This window comes from Pseudomonas sp. Y5-11, from assembly GCF_022368695.1.
Lineage (GTDB): Bacteria > Pseudomonadota > Gammaproteobacteria > Pseudomonadales > Pseudomonadaceae > Aquipseudomonas > Aquipseudomonas parakoreensis.
This window is the reverse complement of the sequence record NZ_CP058974.1, coordinates 3,663,101-3,685,136: the sequence shown is the minus strand read 5'-3', so window position 1 is coordinate 3,685,136 and position 22,036 is coordinate 3,663,101. Positions and strand designations below refer to the sequence as shown.

The window sequence follows — 22,036 nt, the reverse complement described above, 5'->3', positions numbered from 1 at the left end:
TAGATTTCAGATGCCCCGTCAACCCTTTGATTCAAAAAAGTTTTATTTCTTTTCAACGTCGGTTTTCAGATGCGGCCAGGCGGCCCGCAAGTATTGAACCATCGACCACAACGTCAGGCCTGCCGAGATCATCAACAAGGCATAACCCAGCAAGACCCAGAAACTGAAGTCTCTTGGATTGGCCAGCAGGATCACCAGCGCCAGCATCTGCGCTGCGGTTTTCCACTTGCCGAGATTGGACACTGCTACATGCGCGCGGGCACCCAGTTCGGCCATCCATTCACGCAAGGCCGATACGACAATCTCACGGCCAATGATGACGGCTGCGGGAAGTGTCAGCCACAAATTGCCGTGTTCCTGAACCAGCAGTACCAAAGCGACAGCCACCATCAGCTTGTCGGCAACCGGATCGAGAAAGGCTCCGAACGGCGTGCTTTGTTCCAGGCGACGAGCCAGATAGCCGTCGAGCCAGTCAGTGGCCGCCGCAAAGGCGAACACCGAGGCGGAGGCCATGTAACTCCACTGATAAGGCAGATAAAACAGCAAAATGAAGATCGGGATGAGCAGGACGCGTAGAACGGTAATCAGATTCGGGATATTCATCGGCACAACTGGCTACGAGGTGAGTTGGCATTCTACTCGCTATGCAGGTTTGCATAAATCGACTCTGCGAGCTTTTTACTGATCCCCGGTGCTTTGGCGATCTCTTCGATGCTTGCACGAGACAGCTCCTGCAATCCACCAAAATGTTTCAACAAGTCCCGACGCCGGGTCGGCCCTACACCTGCAACACCTTCCAGCGTCGACGTACGGCGGGTTTTGCCGCGCCGCGCACGGTGGCCAGTGATCGCGAACCGGTGTGCCTCGTCGCGAATCTGCTGGATCAGGTGCAACGCGGGTGAGTCGCCACGCAAAGTGAACTCATGGGCGGCATCATTAAGATACAAAGTTTCGAACCCTGCCTTGCGGGTTGCGCCCTTGGCCACACCCAGCAGGATCAGGTCCGGCACCGCCAATTCGTTGAGCACGTCGCGGGCCATCGACAATTGTCCCTTGCCGCCGTCCACCAGCAGAATATCCGGCAGTTTGCCCTCCCCGTCCTTCAGCTTGCTGAAGCGCCGGGTCAGGGCCTGATGCATGGCCGCATAGTCATCGCCCGCTGTGACGCCCTCGATGTTGTAACGACGATAGTCGGATTTGATCGCACCTTCCGGACCAAACACGACGCAAGAGGCGACAGTCGCCTCGCCACTGGAGTGGCTGATGTCATAGCATTCGAGGCGCTGCGGTGGTTCATCCAGGTTCAGTACTTCTGCCAGCGCGTCGAAGCGCGCAGCCGTGTGTTGACGGTTGGCCAGGCGCGCACCCAGCGCTTGCTCGGCATTGGTGACCGCCAACTGCTGCCAGCGCGCCCGCGTGCCACGCACCCGGTGGCTGATGCTCAGCTCGCGACCGCGCAACTCGTGGATGGCGTCGATCAGGGCCGTGGCGTCTTCGGGCACGACGTTGACGATCAGTTCGCTCGGCAAGTCGCGTTCCGGGCTGCTGATATAGTACTGGCCGAGGAACGCCGCCATGACTTCGGCAACCTCCTCTTCAATACCCACCTGTGGAAAGAAGTTTTTGCTGCCCAGCACTCGCCCGCCACGCACGCTGATCAAATGAACGCACGCACCGCCCGGGTTGACGAAGGCTGCGATGACATCGATGTCGCCCGTACCGCCTTCCATGCTTTGCTGATCCTGGACCCGACGCAGCAAGGCAATCTGGTCACGCAACTCGGCGGCGCGTTCGAACTCGAGATTGATCGCCGCCTCTTCCATCGCCGTTGACAGCTCATTGGTCAGCGCGTGACTGCGTCCTTCAAGAAACATCACCGAGTGGCGCACATCCTCGGCATAAACTTCCGGCTCAACCAGACCGACACAAGGTGCCTTGCAGCGTTTGATCTGATACTGAAGACAAGGGCGCGTACGGTTCTTGTAGTAACTGTCCTCACACTGCCGGACGAAAAAGGTCTTTTGCAGCAGGCTGAGGCTTTCGCGAATGGCCCCGGCGCTCGGATATGGGCCGAAATACTTGCCCTTCGCCTTCTTCGCGCCACGATGGATGCTCAGCCGTGGGAACTGGCCGTCAGACAGAAATACATAGGGATAGGACTTATCGTCGCGCAACAGAATGTTGTACGGCGGCCGCCACTCCTTGATCAGCGTCTGCTCAAGCAGCAATGCCTCGGTTTCATTGGCGGTAATGGTCGTTTCGACCTGTGCGATACGCCCGACCAGCGCAGCGGTCTTCGGCGCCAGTCCGGTCTTGCGGAAATAGCTGGCCAGTCGCTTCTTGAGGTTCTTGGCCTTGCCGACATACAGCAGGCGTGCCTCGTTGTCGAACATGCGATAGACGCCGGGACGCCCACTGACAGTCGCCAGGAAGGCGCCGGAATCGAATATTTCAGTCATGATCAGGCGCTGGCGTCAACCATGCCGTGGCGCACAGCCAGCAACGTCAACTCGACATCGCTGCTGATCGACAGTTTTTCGAAGATCCGGTAGCGATAGGTATTCACGGTTTTCGGCGACAGACAGAGTTTGTCGGAGATGATCTGCACCTTCTGGCAGCCGACAATCATCAGCGCAATCTGGATTTCCCGTTCGGACAAGGCATCGAACGGTGAGTCATTGGTCGGCTGGAACGATTTGATCGCCAGTTGCTGGGCAATCTGCGGGCTGATGTAACGCTGGCCGGCAAATACCAAGCGGATGGCCTGAACCATTTCCGGCAGACCCGCGCCCTTGGTCAGGTAGCCGGCGGCACCTGCCTGCAACAGACGTGTAGGGAATGGATCCTCCTCACACACCGTGACAGCGACAACCTTGATGTCCGGATGGCTGCGCAACAGCTTGCGCGTGGCCTCGAAACCACCGATACCGGGCATTTTTACGTCCATCAGGACCACATCGGGTTTCAACTCACGGGCCTTGATCAGGGACTCTTCCCCGGACTCGGCCTGTCCAACCACCTGCAAGCCATCGATATCGGCCAGCATCCGTGTAATGCCTGTACGAACGAGATCATGGTCGTCGACCACTAGCACCCTAATCAAGCAGACACCTCGCGATATGGTCTTATTGGGATGCCGGACACCTTAGCAAAAAGTGCCAGACAGACCTAGCGGCAAGCGTCATTTAAAAAGTTTCAATTCATCATTGAAGGCTTGCCAGCCGTGGGTTTCAGAGCACAGGTGTACCGAAATCAAGCTGCATCCTCAGGAAACACTCGTCCTCGCCACACACATTCAAGCCTTTTCTCTTATACAGGCTTTGCGCAGGATTATTTTTGAATACGGTCAGACGCAGCGCCGGCAGTCCTTCAGCGCGGGCCATGGCGATAACCTGATCAATCGCCCAGGATCCAGCACCCTGCCTGCGAAATGCCTCGCCTATTTGTAGCTCGCGGATATACAACGCCCGGCGATCGCGACTGAGGCTGAAAAATCCCACAGGAATCTGGCCAAGAATGATCAGCCAATTGTCCCGTCCATCCCAGGCAACCTCGAACGCTTGGTCCTGCCACAGCAGATCGTGGCCAATGTAATAGCGCAGCATGTTCTGGCACGTCAGCTCTCGGGCAAATACCCGATCAGCCAGTTCGGCGCGACGCAAATGCCAGGTCATTGCCCCGCCACCACCGGAACTACCCGCCCTTGCCATGCGCCGGCATCACGTCGCGCAACGACCAACAGCTCACCAGACCCTGGCGCGGCGGCAACCAGCGTGCCGTCTTCAGACCAGACGGCACTGCGACCCGCCGATTGCCATCCACCCGTGAGCCCGGCGTGATTGGCCATCAGAACCGCCATCGAGTGCTTATGGGCGTAGCCCTGCAATATCGCGCTATCCAGATCATAGCCTTTCTCGCCAATCAGCACGCCTGCTGCGTACAGGTCGGCGCCAGCAACGGCAGCCGCTGCCGCGTGGCTGGCGTGGGAAAAATCAGCGCAGACCGCCAGCGCGACGGTATCGCCGCCTATGCGCAAGGACGAACCACCAGCACCTGTGGCATAGAACAGCTCTTCGCCACTGTGCAGATGTTGTTTGCTGTACACCTCGAGAGAACCATCCCTGCCTAACGTCAGCGCGCCGATCCATACCTTGGAGCTACCCTTCAGGCGAATCGGCATCCCGACCACCGCTATGAGACCCAGCTCGCGCGCGCAATCGCGCAAGGGTTGCAGCACCGAATCCTGCGGATCAATTGCCATGTCTGCAGCCATCTGGCCTTCGTAACCTGTCAGCGACAGCTCCGGAAACACCAGCAACTCGACGCCCTGCTCCGCTGCCACGGCCATGAAGCGCAAATGACGGGCGATGTTCGCCGCCAGATCACCGGCAACGGAGAACGATTGAGCTGCAGCGATGGTGAACGTTGACATTATTCATCCTTGGGATTGTGCCAAATACGCAGTGTGTCACAACGCCTGCGGCACTCAAGCAATAGGAAATGTCATGTAGGCGCGATAGCAATTTCTGATTGCTCAGGCGCATGGGCCTCGAGTAAGCTCGGCGCATCCATTGGAGACAAACCATGCTCAATGCCCTCTCACAGCTTCGTTCCGCCAGCGCCTTGCGCTCGGTTGCGGCTGCGCGGGTGAATGACGCTTGTGCTCCTGCCAGCTTTTATTTTGGGTATTGGTTTAGCCACTGGCGCGCCTGATACCCAAACGGCGCCCATGAAAACGGGTCGCCTACCAGAGAATTCTCACCCCCGGTCGGCCTCCCGACCGGGGGTTTTGTTTTTTCAGGCCCCAACTTTTTCAGCAACACACCAGACACTTTGAGGAATTACGACATGAACTACGCCACTTATTACCGTTACGACACTTTTAGCGCCTGGCGATTTAGCAGCCTCCGCTCGGGACAGCCTGCCGCCTCCGATCGGTCACCCACAGGTGGCAAGCACACACACGCAGCCAATACGGCCAATTGTCGAACACCCCAGTAGGGCCGAGTGAGCGGGAAGCACCCGCCACCAGCCCAGGAATCCTGAATATGAACTCGTCTGTTTCTGCTCTGCCACTGTCCACCCTCGATTCTGCCAACGAAGCGCTGACCCTGCGTCTGCCCAGCGCGTTGCAACTCAAACAGCAATTGCCCCTGAGCAATGCCCTTGCCCAGCAAGTCGCAGCCCACCGCCAGGCGGTCCGCGCGATTCTCAATGGCGAAGACCATCGCCTGCTGGTCGTCGTCGGCCCTTGCTCGATTCATGACCCGCGCTCCGCACTCGAATACGCCGAAAAGCTTTCCCGCCTCGCACATCAAGTCAGCGACGAGATGCTGCTGGTGATGCGCGCTTACGTCGAAAAACCACGCACCACCGTCGGCTGGAAAGGTCTGGCCTACGACCCGCATCTGGATGGCAGCGACGACATGGCTGCCGGCCTGACCCTGTCGCGCGAATTGATGATCGAGATGATCCGCCTGGGCTTGCCTGTCGCTACCGAACTCCTGCAGCCCATGGCTGCCGGCTACTTCGACGACCTGCTCAGTTGGGTTGCCATCGGTGCACGCACCACCGAATCGCAGATCCACCGGGAAATGGCCAGTGGTCTGAACATGCCCGTCGGCTTCAAGAACGGCACTGACGGCGGCGTCGCTGTAGCCGTCGATGCCATGCGCTCAGCAGCCCACCCGCATCGACACTTTGGTGTCGACAGCCAGGGGCACCCGGCGATCATTCAGACCCCGGGCAACCCTGACACGCATATGGTGCTGCGTGGTGGCCATCACGGCCCGAACTACGGTCACGAAAGCATTACCCAGGTCCGTGCCGACTTGAAACGCCTGAAGATTCCGGCGCGGATCATGGTTGACTGCAGTCACGCCAACAGCGGCAAGGATCCTCTGCGCCAGCCCGAGGTGTTCAATGCGGTGCTCGAACAGCGTCTGCAGGGGGATCGTTCCTTGATCGGGATGATGATTGAGTCCCACCTGTTCGAAGGCTGCCAGCCTCTAGGCCCCGCCCTGCGTTACGGCGTGTCGGTGACCGATGGTTGCCTTGGGTTCAATGCGACAGAGCTGTTGCTGTCGAGCGCAGCCGAACGTCTTCGAGCTTGTTGATCGGATCAGCCTTTGCGGTTTTGTCAAAATTCCGCAAAGGCTGAATCATCGTTCAGCTTTCACCACAGGTTATGCCCGCACCCGAATACGGGTTACCTCGGAGGCCTGGCTGACATCATCCAGCCGTTCCACCGAATACGACACCTGCACCACAGTTTCCCGATGCTCTCGCCAGAAACGGTAAGGCACGATGAATACCACGGGCTGGCCTGCGGTTTCCCGGGTGATATCCCGATCATCGCGATGACTGAAATACTCACTATCACATTTCAAGTAAACCAGCTCCCCCTCCTCAGCCTGGGCATTGTCGATCACCACGGTAATGCCATCCTCGGCATCCACTACCTCCAGCTCGCCGTCTTGCGCCTCCAGTACCTGCGGAGCTGCAAGATCACCTCGCATCAAGGGTGCGATCAGAACGCGCAGGTTTGCAGACTGCCTTACCTGAGCCGAGCCTGACTCCACCCGGTAGCTGACGCTCACCTCGTGCATGCGATGTGGGGCGATGCAATGCGCGGGTATCCAGAAAGACAGCGCTTCGCCCACTGCAAACTGTTCTACGAGCAATGCATCATTGATCACCGGCAGTCCTTCGACACCTTGCCAGGACAGGATGACTCGGTCCCCGACAGCCATCCGGGCGTAAGGTCGCACGATCACGCCAGTCCCTTGCGGAACACGGTCCGGATCAAGCGTCCCACCCACCGTCTCTTCAAGGATCGGCGCCAGCAGATCGGGTTCCGGATCGCCCACATCCAGCTGCAAGCGCCTGGATGACAGCGGCTCCGGCAGCGCGACGCTGTACAGCGTCCAGAAAACCTCCAGTGAGCCACGCTCCAGCGCTGCTATGTGCAATCCCTTCACGACAAAGACAAGTTCCTGCCCCACCTGGCCTTCACTGACCGTGCGAGTGATTTCGTGGATGTAGGACAAGCCTTCGTCATCCAGCCCTTGCCAGTGCAGCACAAGTTTGTCGCCGCACACCATGTTCGGGTAAGGCGCAACCCTGACGAATGCCTGGTTCAGTGAGGGATCAAGCATTCCGCCCTCCATAACCTCAAGCATCGGTGCAGGCAGCCACGAGACTGGAGCGGGTGCCGGTGCAGACGCAGGTCGATAGCAGAACTCGAAGTTCTCGCCGTCCACCTTCAAACTCAGAAGACCGCGTCCACCGGAGTCATCCGCTACGGGAGAGGTATTTGACGCGGTCGCCACAGAGGCGTCGCCGTTGACTTCGTATATAGACATTCGTAGCTCCATTCCTTGGATAAAACGCCGCCATGAAGGCAGCGTCGAACGAACGCCATTGAACACCATCCAGCAATCGCCAGAAGTCAGCACAATGCCTCCCATCAGCAGGGTAAATGCACCGCATGACGTAGGCATACGAAGCAGAATCAAGCGATACCGCTCAAAAGATTGCCAAATGTTCCGACTACCCCCTCAAGCAGAAGCGAATATTCGTACCGCTTTTAGTCCAGTTTCCTTTCAGTACCGAGGAGCTTTCAGACATCGCCGACCCGCAGGCCTGCTTTACAGTGGCACGCACCAACCACTGACAAGCATCTGCAGAAAGAGGCAGAAACATGCAACGGAATGCGACAACCCGCTACCCCATCCTTTTGGTCCATGGCCTGTTCGGGTTTGACCGTATCGGCCATTTCGAGCTTTTTCATGATGTCAAGCAAGCGCTGAGGGAAGCAGGCGGCCAAGTGTTTGTGCCGCAGCTGTCTGCGACCCATGACAACGAAGTACGCGGCCAGCAATTGATGTTCCAGATCGAAAGCGTTCTGCGAGGAACAGGAGCCGGCAAGGTCAACCTGATCGGGCATAGCCAGGGCGCGCTGACGTGCCGTTACGCCGCTGCGCTGGCACCGGAGAAAGTCGCCTCGGTCACGTCGGTAAGTGGCCCCAATCACGGTTCGGAACTGGCTGACGCCTTACGCCAGGCCCTGATACCGGGTGGCCTGCCGGAGCAGGTGGCGGAGCACGCTGCAACACAGTTTGCCCGCTTCCTCTCGCTGCTCAGCGGGCAACCGGGCCTGCCGCAGAACGCTGTCGCCGCACTCAATGCCCTGACGACCGCAGGTGTTGGGCAATTCAACAGAAAGTATCCGCAAGGTCTGCCTTCCAGCTGGGGCGGCCAGGGTGCGGAGCGGGTCAATGACGTTCACTACTATTCCTGGAGCGGCACGCTGCAGGACAACTTATTGCAGGCACTTGATCCGGTGCATATCGTCTGCCGGAGATTATCAGAGCATTTTGTCGCTGAGGCCGGACAGAACGATGGCTTCGTGGGACGCTACAGTTCCCATCTGGGCCGGGTCATCCGCTCCGACTATCCTTTCAGCCACCTTGGCAGTCTGCGTCGCACCGACGGAGGGAAAAAAACCGGCCAGGATCCGATCGCCCTCTACGTCGAGCATGCTGCTCGCCTGCGGGCTGCGCAGCTGTAAGCGTGCGCCAACGCACCGAGCGGAACTTTGCCGAGAAATCGCTTACTGATTCCGGTAGGCTCCACACTTTACTGAAATAGATTGGAGATTTTCCCCATGGCTAAAGCCACTGCCCGCCACATCCTGGTTTCCAGCGAAGACAAGTGCAACGAACTCAAGGCCCAGATCGAAGGCGGTGCTGATTTCGCCGAAGTCGCCAAGGCCAACTCCACCTGCCCGTCCAGTCGTCAGGGCGGCGACCTGGGTTCGTTCGGTCCTGGCCAGATGGTCAAGGAATTCGACACCGTGGTCTTCAGCGCGCCGATCAACGTCGTGCAAGGCCCGGTGAAGACCCAGTTCGGTTATCACTTGCTCGAAGTCACCAGCCGCCAGGACTGATCCGTCGCCTGATTGCTGCCCCAACGGCCCGCCTTCTGGTGGGCCGTTGTGTTTTGGTTACAGGTTACGGCTGGCGACTGACGCGCCGCTCGCGTACAAATTGCGCTTATCGATCACCCGGCTTAAGGCTGACAATGCGACTGGCTTTCCCTTATCTGCTGTTCACTGCCGTGGCCCTGCTGTTGGGCGCCGCCGGCGTGGACGCCACTCCGCAACACGCGTTGACCGTCTATGGCGAACCGGCCAAATACCCGGCCGGTTTCAGCCACTTCGACTACACCAACCCGCAGGCGCCCAAGGGCGGCACCATGCGCCGCTCGGCGATTGAGATCGGGCATTTCGATCACATCCTGCCTTATATCGATAAGGGCATTGGCGTCACCCAGATTGACGGCATGCTCTATTCGCCGCTGGCCCAGCGTTCGATGGACGAGCCGTACACCGTCTATGGCCTGGTGGCACAAAAAATGGAACGCTCGGAGGACGGCCTGTCCCTGCGCTTCTTCATCAACCCCCAAGCGCGTTTCGCCGATGGCAAGCCGATCACTGCCGAAGACGTGCGCTACACCTATGACTTGCTGATGACCCAGGGCAGCCTGCGCTATCGCACGCAGTTCGCCGATGTCAAAGGTGTCGAAGTGGAAGCGCCGCTGACCGTGCGCTTCGACTTCAAGAGCAACGAGAACCGCACCTTGCCGCTGGACATTGCCACCCTGCCGGTGTTTCCCGAGCATTGGTGGAAAACCCGCGACTTCGCCGGTGGCGGCGGCTATGAACCGCCGCTGGGCAGCGGCCCGTATCGGGTGGGCAAGGTCGACTCCGGGCGCAGCATCACATTCGAGCGCAATCCCGACTGGTGGGGCAAGGACCTGCCGGTCAGTCGCGGCCTGTACAACTTCGATCACTTCAGCATCGAGTATTTCGGCGACACCGATGTCGCACGCCAGGTACTGCGCGGCGGCGCCTATGATTACAATCGCGAGTTTTCCGCCACCGGCTATTCGATCGGTTACGACAGCCCGGCGCTGAGTGACGGCCGCTTGCAGAAAGCCCACCTGGCCACCGAGGCCCCGCAATCGGCACAGGGCTTCGTGTTTAACCTGCAGAAACCGATGTTCCAGGATCGTCGGGTGCGTCAGGCACTGGCGATGCTCTGGGATTTCGAGTGGAGCAACCGGCAGATGATGCGCAACATGTACATCCGCCAGCAGAGCTATTTCTCCAACACCGCCCTGGCCGCCCGCGAGCTGCCGGATGCGGCGGAGCTGAAAATCCTTGAGCCGCTGCGCGGGCAGGTTCCCGAAGAGGTCTTCACCCAGGTCTTCGAGGCGCCGAAAACCGACGGTAGCGGCTTGATCCGGGATAAACAGTTGCAGGCTCTGGAGTTGCTCGAACAGGCAGGCTGGAAACCCGATGGCGACCAACTGGTCAACGCCGAGGGCGAACCGCTGAGTTTCACCTTTCTGGTCAGCCAGAACGGCATAGATCGCCTGCTGCTGCCTTACAAACGCACGCTGAAACAGATCGGCATCGACCTGAATATCCGCCGCATCGACTCCTCGCAATACGTCAATCGCCTGATGAGCCGTGACTACGACATGATCGTCACCGGCTACCCGGTCAGCACATCTCCGGGTGGCGAGTTGCTCAACTACTTCGGCTCGATTTCGGCCAACGACCCCGGCGCCAATAACTACATGGTGCTGAAGAATCCCGCGGTCGACACCTTGATCAACGGCCTGATCCGCGCCTCGACCCAGAGTGACATGCTGCACTACGCCCACGCCCTGGATCGGGTGTTGCAGTGGAACTACTACTGGATTCCCAACTATTACCCGCCGGGCACCTCCACCGTCTGGTGGAATCGGTTCGGCATGCCGGCGACACAAGCCAGCAATGACGAAGCCATCGAGAGCTGGTGGGAAATCAGCAGCACGCCGCTGACCAACCAGCAGATGACCGCCGAAAAAATCGGTCGTGGCAGACCCGGAGGACCGCACTGATGTGGGCTTACATTCTGCGGCGCCTGCTGCTGATCATTCCGACGCTGGTGATCATCCTGCTGGTGAATTTCGTGATCATCCAGGCGGCCCCCGGCGGCCCGGTCGAACAGGCCATCGCCCATCTGCAAGGCATCGGCGGAGCGAGCGTCGGCGGCAGTGCCAGCGAGACCATGAGCAGCACTTCGCGTGCCAGCCGTGGCCTCGACCCGCAACTGATCAAGGACATCGAAAAACAGTACGGTTTCGACAAGCCGGCGCATGAACGCTTGTGGCTGATGCTGAAGAACTACGCGCAGCTGGACTTCGGCAAAAGCTTTTTCCGCGGCGCCACCGTCACCGATCTGATTCTGGAAAAAATGCCGGTGACCATTTCCCTCGGCCTGTGGGCGACACTGATCACCTATCTGGTGTCGATCCCGCTGGGCATTCGCAAGGCCGTGCATCACGGCAGCCATTTCGATATCTGGAGCAGCACCGCGATCATCATCGGCTATGCGATGCCGGCGTTTCTGTTTGCGATGTTTCTGATCGTGGTGTTTGCCGGCGGCACCTCGCTGAACTGGTTTCCGGTGCGCGGACTGGTTTCGGACAACTTCGAATCGCTGTCGACCCTGGGCAAGATTGCCGATTACTTCTGGCACCTGGTGTTGCCGGTGACGGCGCTGGTGATCGGCGGTTTCGCCACGCTGACGATCCTCACCAAGAACTCGTTCCTCAATGAAATCACCCGCCAGTATGTGGTCACCGCCCGCGCCAAAGGCCTGAGCGAGCGCCGCGTGCTCTACGGTCACGTGTTTCGCAACGCGATGCTGCTGGTGGTCTCGGGGATTCCACAGGCGTTCATCAGTGTGTTCTTTGCCGGATCGCTGCTGATCGAAGTGATCTTCTCCCTCGACGGCCTCGGCCGCATGAGTTACGAAGCGGCGGTTTCCCGAGACTACCCGGTCGTATTCGGTTCGCTGTTCATCTTCACCCTGTTCGGCCTCTTGATAAAACTGATCGGCGACCTGTGCTACACCCTGGTCGATCCGCGTATCGATTTCGCCGCGAGGAACGCCTGATGTTCAAGCTCTCGCCTCTGGGCCGTCGCCGTTTTGCGCGATTCAAGAAAAACCGCCGTGGCTGGTGGTCGCTGTGGCTGTTCATCGGACTGTTCGTGGTAACGCTGGGCGGTGAACTGATCGCCAACGACAAACCGTTGGTGGTCAGCTATCAGGGCCAGCTCTACTTCCCGGTGTTCAAGCGTTACACCGAGCAGGAATTTGGCGGCCAGCTGCCGTTCCAGGCCGATTATCGCAGTGATTACGTGCAGAACCTGATCCGCAAGGACGGTGGCTGGCTGCTGTTTCCGCCGATTCCGTTCAGCGACGACACGCCCAACTACGACCTCAATCAACCTGCGCCGAGCCCGCCTTCCAAGGTCAACTGGCTGGGCACTGACGATCAAGCGCGCGATGTGTTGGCGCGGGTGATTTTCGGCGCCCGGGTGTCGATCCTGTTTGCCTTGATGCTCACCGCCATCAGTGCACTGATCGGGATTGCCGCCGGGGCCCTGCAAGGCTATTACGGCGGCTGGGTCGATTTGCTCGGGCAACGCCTGCTGGAAGTCTGGACCGGGTTACCGGTGTTGTATCTGCTGATTATCCTGTCGGGTTTCGTCGAGCCGAATTTCTGGTGGCTGCTGGGGATCATGGCGCTGTTTTCCTGGCTGGCGCTGGTGGATGTGGTGCGCGCCGAGTTCCTGCGCGGGCGCAACCTGGAATACGTCAAAGCCGCTCGCGCCCTGGGCCTGAGCGACCGCAAGGTGATTGTCCGGCACATCCTGCCCAATGCGATGAACGCAACGCTGAGTTACCTGCCGTTCATTCTGACCGGAGCGATTTCCACCCTCACCGCCCTCGACTTCCTTGGTTTCGGCATGCCCGCCGGCAGCGCTTCGCTGGGCGAACTGATCGGTCAGGGCAAACAGAACCTGCAAGCACCGTGGCTCGGGCTGACGGCGTTTTTCACCCTGGCGCTGATTCTTTCTTTACTGGTGTTCATCGGCGAAGCGTTACGTGACGCGTTCGACCCTCGATCCTGAAGTGTGACCATGACTGATAACCTGATCGAAATCCGTGACCTCAATGTCGCCTTCCATGGCCAGCCGGCAGTGCGCAACCTGTGCCTGGACATTCGCCCCGGCGAGTGCCTGGCACTGGTAGGTGAATCGGGCTCGGGCAAGTCGGTGACCGCACATTCGATTCTGCAATTGCTCCCCGAAAGTGATGCGCAAACCACTGGCAGCATTCGCTATCGCGGCCAGGAACTGCTCGGTGCCGATCCGAAGGTGCTGCGGGAACTGCGCGGCAACCGCATCGCGATGATCTTCCAGGAACCGATGACCTCGCTCAATCCGCTGCACACCATTGAAAAACAGATCGGCGAAACGCTGCTGGTGCATCGCGGCCTGGGCGGTAAAGCAGCGCAACTACGCATTCTGGAACTGCTGGAACTGGTGGGTATTCAAAAACCCAAAGAGCGCCTCAAAGCCTATCCGCATCAGCTGTCCGGTGGTCAGCGGCAACGGGTGATGATCGCCATGGCCCTGGCCTGCGAGCCGGAACTGCTGATTGCCGACGAGCCAACCACGGCACTGGATGTGACGGTGCAGCGCAAGATCCTGCTGCTGCTCAAATCCTTGCAGCAGCGCTTGGGCATGTCGCTGCTGCTGATCAGTCACGACCTCAATCTGGTGCGCAGCATCGCGCAACGGGTGTGCGTGATGAAGGCGGGTGAAATCGTCGAGCAGGCGCCGTGCGAAACCCTGTTTACCGAGCCAAAGCATCCCTACAGCTGCGTGCTGCTCAACGCCGAGCCGGAAGGCGAAGCCCTGCCCCGGGACGAACGCGAGAACGTGCTGGAAGTCGATGATCTGCGCGTCGAGTTCGTCGTCGGTGGCGGGCTGTTTCAGCGCAAGCAATACCTGCGTGCAGTGGACGGCATCAGCCTGAATATCCAGCGCGGCAAGACCCTGGGCATTGTCGGCGAATCCGGCTCGGGGAAATCGACCCTGGGCCAGGCGATTCTGCGGCTGCTCGATTCCGAGGGCAGCATTCGCTTTCAGGGCACCGCCCTTGATGGCCTCGACCAGAAGCAGTTGCGGCCGTGGCGCCGACAGATGCAGGTGGTGTTCCAGGACCCGTTCGGCAGTCTCAGCCCACGGATGTCGGTGGCGCAGATCATCAGCGAGGGGCTGGAGGTGCATTGTCAGTCCAGCGCCGAAGAGTGCGATGCCCAGGTGATCCGCGTGCTCAAGGAAGTAGGTCTCGATCCGGAAAGTCGTCATCGCTATCCGCACGAATTTTCCGGCGGTCAACGCCAGCGCATCGCTATCGCCCGGGCCCTGGTGCTGAAGCCGGCGCTGATCCTGCTCGATGAGCCGACCTCGGCGCTCGATCGGACCGTACAGAAGCAGGTGGTCGCCCTGCTCCGCGACCTTCAGGAAAAACACGGCCTGACCTACCTGTTCATCAGTCACGATCTGGCGGTGGTACGGGCGCTAGCGCACGACATGATCGTGATCAAGGACGGCAAGGTGGTCGAGCGCGGCGCCAGTCACGAAGTGTTCGACTCGCCGCAGCACCCTTACACCAAAGAGCTGTTGGCAGCGGCGCATCCGGGGTAGGCATAATCGGCGCTTGCCTTGGTACCGAGTCGCAACATTCGCGAGCAGGCTCGCTCCCACAGGGGACCGCATTCCAAATGTGGGAGCGAGCTTGCTCGCGAAGAGGCCCGAATAGACAACCCAAATTCCGGATCCGCCAACCCATGAACACCACCGAAAGCCTCAAGGACTACCAACGCGTGCGCACGCTGGCGATCCGCTCGCTGTTCGAGATCATCGAGCAGTCCAGCGAAGGCACGGTGATTGTCGATCGCGATGCCAACATCGTCTGGATGAACGAGCGCTATGCCCGGCGTTTTGGGCTGGAGTCGGCGAAAAAAGCCATCGGCAAACCCTGCGAAAGCGTGATCCCCGGCAGCCTGCTGCGTGAAGTGGTGCGTACCGGCCGCCCCATTCTGCTGGACATGCAGGACACGCCAAAAGAGCCGTTGGTGGTCATGCGTCTGCCGATCCACGACGACGCCGGCGCGGTGATTGGCGCTATCGGTTTTGCCCTGTTCGATGAGTTGCGCACGCTGTCGCCGATGCTCAAGCGCTACCTGAGCATGCAGGAAGAGCTGGCCTCGACCCGCTCGCTGCTGCGGGCCCGGCAGACCAAATACAACTTCGCCCATTTCATCGGCACCAGCAGCGCCAGCCTCGACGTCAAACGCCGCGCCCGGCGCAGTGCCAGCGCCGAATCCCCGGTGTTGCTGCTCGGTGAGACCGGCACAGGTAAAGAGCTGCTGGCCCAGGCGATTCACAGCGCCTCGCCCCGGGCGCACAAGGCGTTCGTCAGCATCAACAGCGCGGCGATTCCCGAAGCGCTGCTGGAAGCCGAGTTCTTCGGCACTGCGCCTGGCGCGTTTACCGGCGCTGATCGCAAGGGGCGTACCGGCAAGTTGCAGATTGCTCAGGGCGGGACGCTGTTTCTCGACGAGATTGGCGACATGCCGTTACCGCTGCAAAGCAAACTGCTGCGGGTATTGCAGGAAAAGGAATTCGAACCGGTTGGCTCCAACGACGTGATCCAGAGCGATGTACGGGTGATCGCAGCGACGTCGACCGATCTGCAAGCGGCGATCAAGCGCGGTGAGTTCCGCGCCGACCTGTATTACCGCCTCAATGTGCTACCGATCCATGTTCCGCCGCTGCGCGAACGTCTCGATGACTTGCCGGCGCTCAGCGAAGCGATCCTTGAAGAGTTACGCAGCCAGCATGAGCTGAGCCGTACAGCGCTGGAGTTGCTTGGACAACATGCGTGGCCGGGAAACATTCGTGAATTGCGCAACGTGCTGGAACGCGCAGCGCTGCTCAGCGATGACCTGGTCCTCACCGACGAGGATATTCGCGCGGCCATTGGCACCTTTACCCCGGTGGAGCGCCCATCGGTGCCGACGCTGGAGCCGTTGGCGGAAGAGAGTTTTGCCCAGGCGCGGCAGCGGTTTGACCGGCAATTGATCCAGTCGGCGCTCGCGCAATGTGCGGGCAAGGTGCCGGAGGCGGCGGCTCGTCTGGGGCTGGGGCGGTCGACGCTGTACAAGAAGATGCTGGCCTTGGGCATCGCAGAGTCTCAATAAAGAGATTGAGTCTCGCTAGCGAGATATTCACTTCAAGATCAAAAGATCGCAGCCTTCGGCAGCTCCTACAGGGTTGATACGAAAATCCCATGTAGGAGCTGCCGAAGGCTGCGATCTTTTCGCCTCAAAAAAAGTCTCACTATCGAGACATTGCTTCGAATAGCTGATCGAAAAACTCTATAAAAACCTTATATTTCAACAAGTTGAATATCTGGCACAGATCTCGCTAACGCCTCTCCTGCACCCGCAACACCCACAAAAATAACAATCCCTGGAGACACTCCATGAGTGTGATCATTGCCTTGGCAGCCCTTGCGCTGCTGATGCTCGCCGCCTACCGTGGCTACAGCGTCATTCTCTTCGCCCCGATTGCCGCCCTCGGCGCTGTCCTGCTGACCGACCCCTCCGCCGTCGCCCCTGCCTTCACCGGGGTGTTCATGGAGAAAATGGTCGGCTTCATCAAGCTGTACTTCCCGGTGTTTCTGCTTGGCGCCGTGTTCGGCAAGTTGATCGAGTTGTCGGGGTTCTCCCGTTCGATCGTGGCCGCAGCGATTCGCTTGCTCGGCACCCGTCAGGCGATGCTGGTGATCGTGCTGGTCTGCGCCCTGCTCACCTATGGCGGCGTGTCGTTGTTCGTGGTGGTATTCGCGGTGTATCCGTTTGCCGCGGAAATGTTCCGCCAGAGCAACATCCCCAAGCGCCTGATCCCGGCGACCATCGCCCTCGGCGCGTTCTCGTTCACCATGGACGCCCTGCCCGGTACGCCGCAGATTCAGAACATCATCCCCAGCACGTTCTTCAACACCACCGCATGGGCCGCGCCGTGGCTGGGCGTGATCGGCACGATTTTCGTGTTCTGCGTCGGCATGCTGTTCTTGCAGCGCCAACGCAACAAGGCCCAGCGGGCTGGTGAGGGCTATGGCACCGAACTGCGTAACGAACCGGAAACCGCCGAAGACCTGAAACTGCCGAACCCATGGATCGCCCTCTCACCGCTGCTGGCGGTGGGCATCATGAACCTGCTGTTCACCCAGTGGATTCCGCAGTGGTACGGCAAGACCCACAGCCTCGCGCTGCCCGGCATGGCCACGCCGGTAACCACGGAAATCGCCAAGCTCACCGCAATCTGGGCGGTGCAGGCGGCATTGCTGATCGGCATCCTGATGGTGCTGGTGTTCGGCTTCAAGGCGATCCGCAGCAAACTCGCCGAAGGCAGCAAAAGTGCGGTCAGCGGCGCGTTGCTGGCAGCGATGAACACCGCCTCGGAATACGGTTTCGGTGCGGTAATCGCCTCGTTGCCGGGGTTCCTGGTGCTGGCCGACTGGCTCAAGCAAATCCCCAATCCACTGGTCAACGAAGCCATCACCGTGACCCTGTTGGCGGGCATCACCGGGTCGGCGTCGGGTGGCATGAGTATCGCGCTGGCGGCGATGTCCGAGCAGTTCATCGCCGCGGCGCACGCGGCGAACATTCCGCTGGAAGTGCTGCACCGCGTGGCCGCGATGGCCAGCGGCGGCATGGACACCCTGCCGCACAACGGCGCGGTGATCACCTTGCTGGCGGTCACTGGCCTGACCCACCGCGAAGCCTACAAAGACATTTTCTGTATTACGCTGATCAAGACCCTGGCGGTCTTCGTAGTGATCGGTACTTTCTACGCCACTGGCATTGTGTGAGGTATTCATGACGACTCTTTCGGGCAAGACCGCACTGGTTACCGGTTCCACCAGCGGCATCGGTCTGGGCATCGCCCTGAGCCTGGCCAAGGCCGGCGCCAACCTGATTCTCAACGGTTTCGGTGATGCGTCGAGCGTGATCGCCGAGGTCGGCCAGTTCGGCGGCAAGGTCGGTCACCACCCGGCGGACGTCAGCGACCCGGCGCAGATTGCCGACATGATCGCTTACGCCGAACGCGAATTCGGCGGCGTCGACATTCTGGTCAACAACGCCGGGATTCAGCATGTGGCGGCCGTGGAGGAATTTCCGGTGGAGCGCTGGGATTCAATCATCGCGATCAACCTGTCCTCGGTGTTTCACAGCACCCGCCTGAGCCTGCCGGGCATGCGCACCAAGGGTTGGGGGCGGATCGTCAATATTGCCTCGGTGCATGGTCAAGTGGGTTCGACTGGCAAAGCCGCGTATGTTGCGGCCAAGCACGGGGTGATCGGTTTGACCAAAGTGGTCGGCCTGGAAACGGCTACCAGCAACGTCACCTGCAACGCGATCTGCCCCGGCTGGGTGTTGACGCCGCTGGTGCAGAAGCAGATCGATGATCGCGCTGCCAAAGGGGTCGATCCGCAGCAGGCGCAGCATGATTTACTGGCGGAGAAGCAGCCGTCGCTGGAGTTCGTCACACCGCAGCATCTGGGGGAACTGGTGTTGTTTCTGTGCAGCGAGGCTGGCAGCCAGGTGCGGGGGGCGGCGTGGAATATTGATGGGGGGTGGTTGGCGCAATAAGCAGCTCAAGACCGCTGTGGCGAGGGAGCTTGCTCCCGCTGGGTGGCGAAGCCGCCCGCGGCAATTTACGACTGCTGCGCAGCCGATCGAGAGCAAGCTCCCTCGCCACAGAATTAAGTGCTGCACGCTGACCTGTGTGCTGGAACAACAAAACAAGAGGCAAACCAATGTCCGACCTCCTCTGGCAACCCGATGCCGAGCGTATCGCCCAATCGCGCATGGATCAGTTCCGCCGCGATATCAATCAGCGTCATGGCCTGGCGCTGAGCAGCTACACCGATCTGCACCGCTGGAGCGTGGATCAGCGCGAAGCGTTCTGGCAGGCGATCGTCGATTTCTTCGATATCCGCTTTCACACCCAACCCGACGCCGTCCTGCGTGAAGGCGCGCAAATGCCCAGTGCCGAATGGTTCCCCGGCGCGACCCTGAACTTTGCCGAACACTTGCTGCGCCGTCGTGACGATGCAGTTGCGGTGATCGCCGTGGCGGAAAACGGTCAGCGCGAACAACTGACCTGGGCCGAACTCGCCGAGCACGTCGCCGGTTTTCAGGCCAGCCTGCAAGCCGCCGGTGTCAGCCTCGGCGACCGAGTGGCCGCGTGCATGCCCAATACCTGGCAGACCCTGGTGGCGATGCTCGCGACCACCAGCCTCGGGGCGATCTGGTCGTGCTCGTCGCCGGACTTCGGCACCCACGGCGTGATCGACCGCTTCGGCCAGATCGAACCCAAAGTGTTGATCACTTGCGCCGGCTACCGTTACGCCGGCAAAGACATTGATCAAACCACCAAGGTCAACGAAATCCTCGCGCAACTGCCATCGCTGCAGCAGTTGATCATCGTGCCCTACGCTCGCGCGCAGGCCCGTGCCGAGGATTTCCACACCCGTGCCAACGTGACGTTGTGGAACGACTTCTACCAACCCGGCGGCGAACCGCGGTTTGTACCGGTGCCGTTCAATCACCCGCTGTACGTGCTGTATTCCAGCGGCACCACCGGCGTACCGAAATGCATCGTGCACAGCACCGGCGGCGTGCTGTTGCAGCATGCCAAGGAGCATGGCCTGCACGTCGATCTCGGCCCCGGTGACCGATTGTTCTACTACACCACTTGCGGCTGGATGATGTGGAACTGGCTGGTCTCGGCTCTCGCGGTCGGCAGCGCGGTGGTGTTGTATGACGGCTCGCCGTTTCACCCCGGCCACGAGCGACTGCTGGGTCTGATCGACGACGAGCGCATCAGCGTGTTCGGCACCAGCCCCAAGTTTCTCGCGACACTGGAAAGCAGTGGTTTGAAGCCTGTGCAAAGCCATGATCTGAGTAGCCTGAAGACCTTGCTCTGCACCGGCTCCGCGCTGTCGCCGCAGAGCTATGACTTCGTCTACCGCGACTTCAAGCGCGACGTGTGCCTGGCGTCGATGTCCGGCGGCACCGATGTGGTCTCGTGCTTCGTCAACGGCAACCCGCTGTCGCCCGTGCGCCGCGGCGAAATCATGGGCAAGAGCCTGGGCATGGCGGTTGAAGTGTGGAACGACGCCGGCGTTGCAGTGGTCGGCGAAAAAGGTGAACTGGTCTGCACCCGGCACTTCCCGGCCATGCCCGTCGGTCTGTGGCACGACCCTGACGGCGAAAAGCTGCGCAAATCCTATTTCAGCCTGTTCCCCGGCGTCTGGGCCCAAGGCGATTACGCCGAACAATTGCCCCACGGCGGGATGCTGATCCACGGTCGCTCCGACGCCGTGCTCAACCCCGGCGGCGTGCGCATCGGTACGGCGGAAATTTATCGTCAGGTCGAGAAAGTCCCGCAGGTGCTGGATAGCGTGGCGATCGGGCAGCAATGGCAGGACGATGTGCGCGTGGTGCTGTTTGTGCGTGTGCAGGAGGGCGTGACGCTCGATGACAACCTGCAACTACAGATCCGCCAGGTGATCCGCGCCAATACCACACCGCGTCATGTGCCGGCGAAGATCGTCGCGGTGACCGATATTCCGCGCACCATCAGTGGCAAAGTGGTCGAACTTGCGGTGCGCAATGTGGTGCATGGCGAACCGGTGAAGAACACTGATGCGCTGGCCAATCCTGAAGCGCTGGAGCAGTTTCGCAATCGCCCGGAGCTGTCGGACTAAACGTTCCTCCTGTGGGAGCGAGCTTGCTCGCGAATGCCACCCGGCAGTCGATAGTAATGTGACTGATACACCGCTTTCGCGAGCAAGCTCGCTCCCACAGGGGTGAGGTGTTAATCCATCAGGCCCCAATCGCCTGATGATGAAGGCGCGGGCGCCGGGCCCGCTTCGGCATGCAGTTTCAAACGCAGGCGCAGATTGTTTTGTGAATCGGCATGCTTGAGTGCTTCGTCTTCACTGATCACGCCCTCCACCACCAGCGTATACAGCGCTGCGTCGAAGGTCTGCATGCCGACCTCGCCGGACTTCTCCATGATGCCTTTGAGTTCACCCAATTCGTTGCGACGGATCAGGTCAGCAATGGTCGGCGTGCCGAGCATCACTTCGACCGCTGCGCGGCGCTGACCGTCCAACGTGCGCACCAGCCGTTGCGAGACGAACGCCTTGAGATTGTTGCCCAGCGCATGCAGCAACTGCGGGCGGCGCTCTTCGGGGAACAGATTGACGATGCGGTCCAGCGCCTGATTGGCGTTGTGCGCATGCAGCGTCGACAGCACCAGGTGCCCGGTATCGGCGAACGTCAGCGCATGTTCCATGGTTTCGCGGTCACGGATTTCACCGATCAGCACCACGTCCGGGGCCTGGCGCAGGGTGTTTTTCAGCGCCGCATGGAAACTGCGGGTATCGACGCCGACTTCGCGTTGATTGATGATCGAGCGCTTGTGTCGATGGATATACTCCACCGGGTCTTCGATGGTGATGATGTGCCCGCTGCTGTGGCGATTACGATGGTCGATCAGTGCGGCCAGCGAGGTGGATTTACCGGAGTCGGTGGCACCAACGAACAGGATCAGCCCTTGTTTGAGCATTACCGTTTCCTGTAACACCGGCGGCAGCTTAAGGTCTTCGAAACGCGGAATATCGAGTTTGACGTTGCGGATCACGATTGACACGTCGTTGCGTTGCTTGAAGATGTTCACCCGAAAACGGCCGATGCCCGTACGTGAAACAGCCAGGTTCATTTCCAGATCCCGATCGAACTCGCGCCGCTGCTCGGCGTCCATCAGGGAGCTGGCGATGGCCTCGACCTCACCGGGTTTGAATGGCTGCTCGCTGAACGGCGTCAGCACGCCATCGATACGCGCACTGGGTGGCGCTCCCGTGGACAGAAACAGATCCGAGCCGTGCTGGCTCGACAGACGGAGCAACAGTGCATCGATTTCCATGGCAATAAGCACCCGCGAAGCATTCAATGAACAGAAATGACCCGCTGTCGTGAC

Annotated in this window: 18 protein-coding genes; 11 read left to right on the top strand and 7 right to left on the bottom strand. The window is 60.0% G+C overall.

Features of this window, described 5'->3' with window-relative positions:
• Nucleotides 1-42: 42 nt before the first annotated feature.
• The 5 genes from pgsA to HXW87_RS16170 all read right to left on the bottom strand — a co-directional run bounded on the left by pgsA (nt 43) and on the right by HXW87_RS16170 (nt 4,432).
• A complete protein-coding gene (gene pgsA, locus HXW87_RS16190; RefSeq protein WP_003225417.1) occupies nt 43-603 on the bottom strand; it encodes a CDP-diacylglycerol--glycerol-3-phosphate 3-phosphatidyltransferase in 561 nt (186 codons plus the stop codon).
• Between the two features lie 32 nt (nt 604-635).
• Nucleotides 636-2,459 carry an excinuclease ABC subunit UvrC gene (uvrC, locus tag HXW87_RS16185; protein WP_041064521.1) on the bottom strand — a complete coding sequence of 608 codons (1,824 nt, stop codon included), beginning with the start codon at nt 2,457-2,459 and terminating at the stop codon, nt 636-638.
• 2 nt (nt 2,460-2,461) lie between these two features.
• Complete coding sequence (gene uvrY / locus HXW87_RS16180) at nt 2,462-3,103, bottom strand: UvrY/SirA/GacA family response regulator transcription factor (protein ID WP_239776627.1); 642 nt, start codon at nt 3,101-3,103, stop codon at nt 2,462-2,464.
• A 127-nt stretch (nt 3,104-3,230) separates the two neighbouring features.
• Complete coding sequence (locus HXW87_RS16175; protein WP_239776616.1) at nt 3,231-3,674, bottom strand: GNAT family N-acetyltransferase; 444 nt, start codon at nt 3,672-3,674, stop codon at nt 3,231-3,233.
• A complete protein-coding gene (locus tag HXW87_RS16170) occupies nt 3,671-4,432 on the bottom strand; it encodes a carbon-nitrogen hydrolase family protein (protein ID WP_239776614.1) in 762 nt (253 codons plus the stop codon). The genes HXW87_RS16175 and HXW87_RS16170 overlap by 4 nt, the downstream gene beginning before the upstream one ends.
• Nucleotides 4,433-5,048: 616 nt before the next feature.
• Here HXW87_RS16170 and HXW87_RS16165 point away from each other — a divergent pair.
• A complete protein-coding gene (locus tag HXW87_RS16165; protein ID WP_239776612.1) occupies nt 5,049-6,116 on the top strand; it encodes a 3-deoxy-7-phosphoheptulonate synthase in 1,068 nt (355 codons plus the stop codon).
• A gap of 69 nt (nt 6,117-6,185) precedes the next feature.
• Here HXW87_RS16165 and HXW87_RS16160 read toward each other — a convergent pair whose 3' ends face one another.
• Nucleotides 6,186-7,364, bottom strand: coding sequence for a hypothetical protein (locus tag HXW87_RS16160; protein WP_239776602.1), 1,179 nt, complete (start codon nt 7,362-7,364; stop codon nt 6,186-6,188).
• 338 nt (nt 7,365-7,702) lie between these two features.
• On the opposite strand from HXW87_RS16160, the gene HXW87_RS16155 reads away from it, so the two are divergent.
• From HXW87_RS16155 to HXW87_RS16110, 10 genes are all read left to right on the top strand, one after another.
• Complete coding sequence (locus HXW87_RS16155; RefSeq protein WP_239776592.1) at nt 7,703-8,572, top strand: triacylglycerol lipase; 870 nt, start codon at nt 7,703-7,705, stop codon at nt 8,570-8,572.
• A gap of 96 nt (nt 8,573-8,668) precedes the next feature.
• Complete coding sequence (locus tag HXW87_RS16150; RefSeq protein ID WP_007912303.1) at nt 8,669-8,950, top strand: peptidylprolyl isomerase; 282 nt, start codon at nt 8,669-8,671, stop codon at nt 8,948-8,950.
• 134 nt (nt 8,951-9,084) lie between these two features.
• Complete coding sequence (locus tag HXW87_RS16145; RefSeq protein ID WP_239776590.1) at nt 9,085-10,953, top strand: extracellular solute-binding protein; 1,869 nt, start codon at nt 9,085-9,087, stop codon at nt 10,951-10,953.
• Nucleotides 10,953-12,014: a microcin C ABC transporter permease YejB gene (locus HXW87_RS16140; RefSeq protein ID WP_131671746.1), complete on the top strand. Its 1,062-nt coding sequence runs from the start codon at nt 10,953-10,955 to the stop codon at nt 12,012-12,014. The genes HXW87_RS16145 and HXW87_RS16140 overlap by 1 nt, the downstream gene beginning before the upstream one ends.
• The gene (locus HXW87_RS16135; protein WP_041064553.1) at nt 12,014-13,036 is read left to right on the top strand and encodes an ABC transporter permease; all 1,023 of its coding nucleotides are present in this window, start codon (nt 12,014-12,016) and stop codon (nt 13,034-13,036) included. Before HXW87_RS16140 ends, HXW87_RS16135 begins: the two co-directional genes overlap by 1 nt.
• Before the next feature lie 9 nt (nt 13,037-13,045).
• The gene (locus HXW87_RS16130) at nt 13,046-14,620 is read left to right on the top strand and encodes an ABC transporter ATP-binding protein (protein ID WP_047294781.1); all 1,575 of its coding nucleotides are present in this window, start codon (nt 13,046-13,048) and stop codon (nt 14,618-14,620) included.
• 143 nt (nt 14,621-14,763) lie between these two features.
• Nucleotides 14,764-16,179 (top strand): sigma-54-dependent Fis family transcriptional regulator, encoded by a 1,416-nt coding sequence (locus HXW87_RS16125; protein WP_047294783.1) that lies wholly within the window; start codon nt 14,764-14,766, stop codon nt 16,177-16,179.
• Between the two features lie 284 nt (nt 16,180-16,463).
• Nucleotides 16,464-17,855 carry a GntP family permease gene (locus HXW87_RS16120; protein ID WP_047294785.1) on the top strand — a complete coding sequence of 464 codons (1,392 nt, stop codon included), beginning with the start codon at nt 16,464-16,466 and terminating at the stop codon, nt 17,853-17,855.
• Between the two features lie 7 nt (nt 17,856-17,862).
• Nucleotides 17,863-18,636 carry a 3-hydroxybutyrate dehydrogenase gene (gene hbdH / locus HXW87_RS16115; protein WP_041064562.1) on the top strand — a complete coding sequence of 258 codons (774 nt, stop codon included), beginning with the start codon at nt 17,863-17,865 and terminating at the stop codon, nt 18,634-18,636.
• Nucleotides 18,637-18,803: 167 nt separating this feature from the next.
• Nucleotides 18,804-20,759 (top strand): acetoacetate--CoA ligase, encoded by a 1,956-nt coding sequence (locus HXW87_RS16110; protein ID WP_239776588.1) that lies wholly within the window; start codon nt 18,804-18,806, stop codon nt 20,757-20,759.
• A gap of 110 nt (nt 20,760-20,869) precedes the next feature.
• On the opposite strand, the gene HXW87_RS16105 is transcribed toward HXW87_RS16110, so the two are convergent.
• Entirely contained in the window at nt 20,870-21,982 is a 1,113-nt protein-coding gene (locus tag HXW87_RS16105) for a PilT/PilU family type 4a pilus ATPase (RefSeq protein WP_239779160.1), read from the bottom strand.
• Nucleotides 21,983-22,036 lie beyond the last annotated feature (54 nt).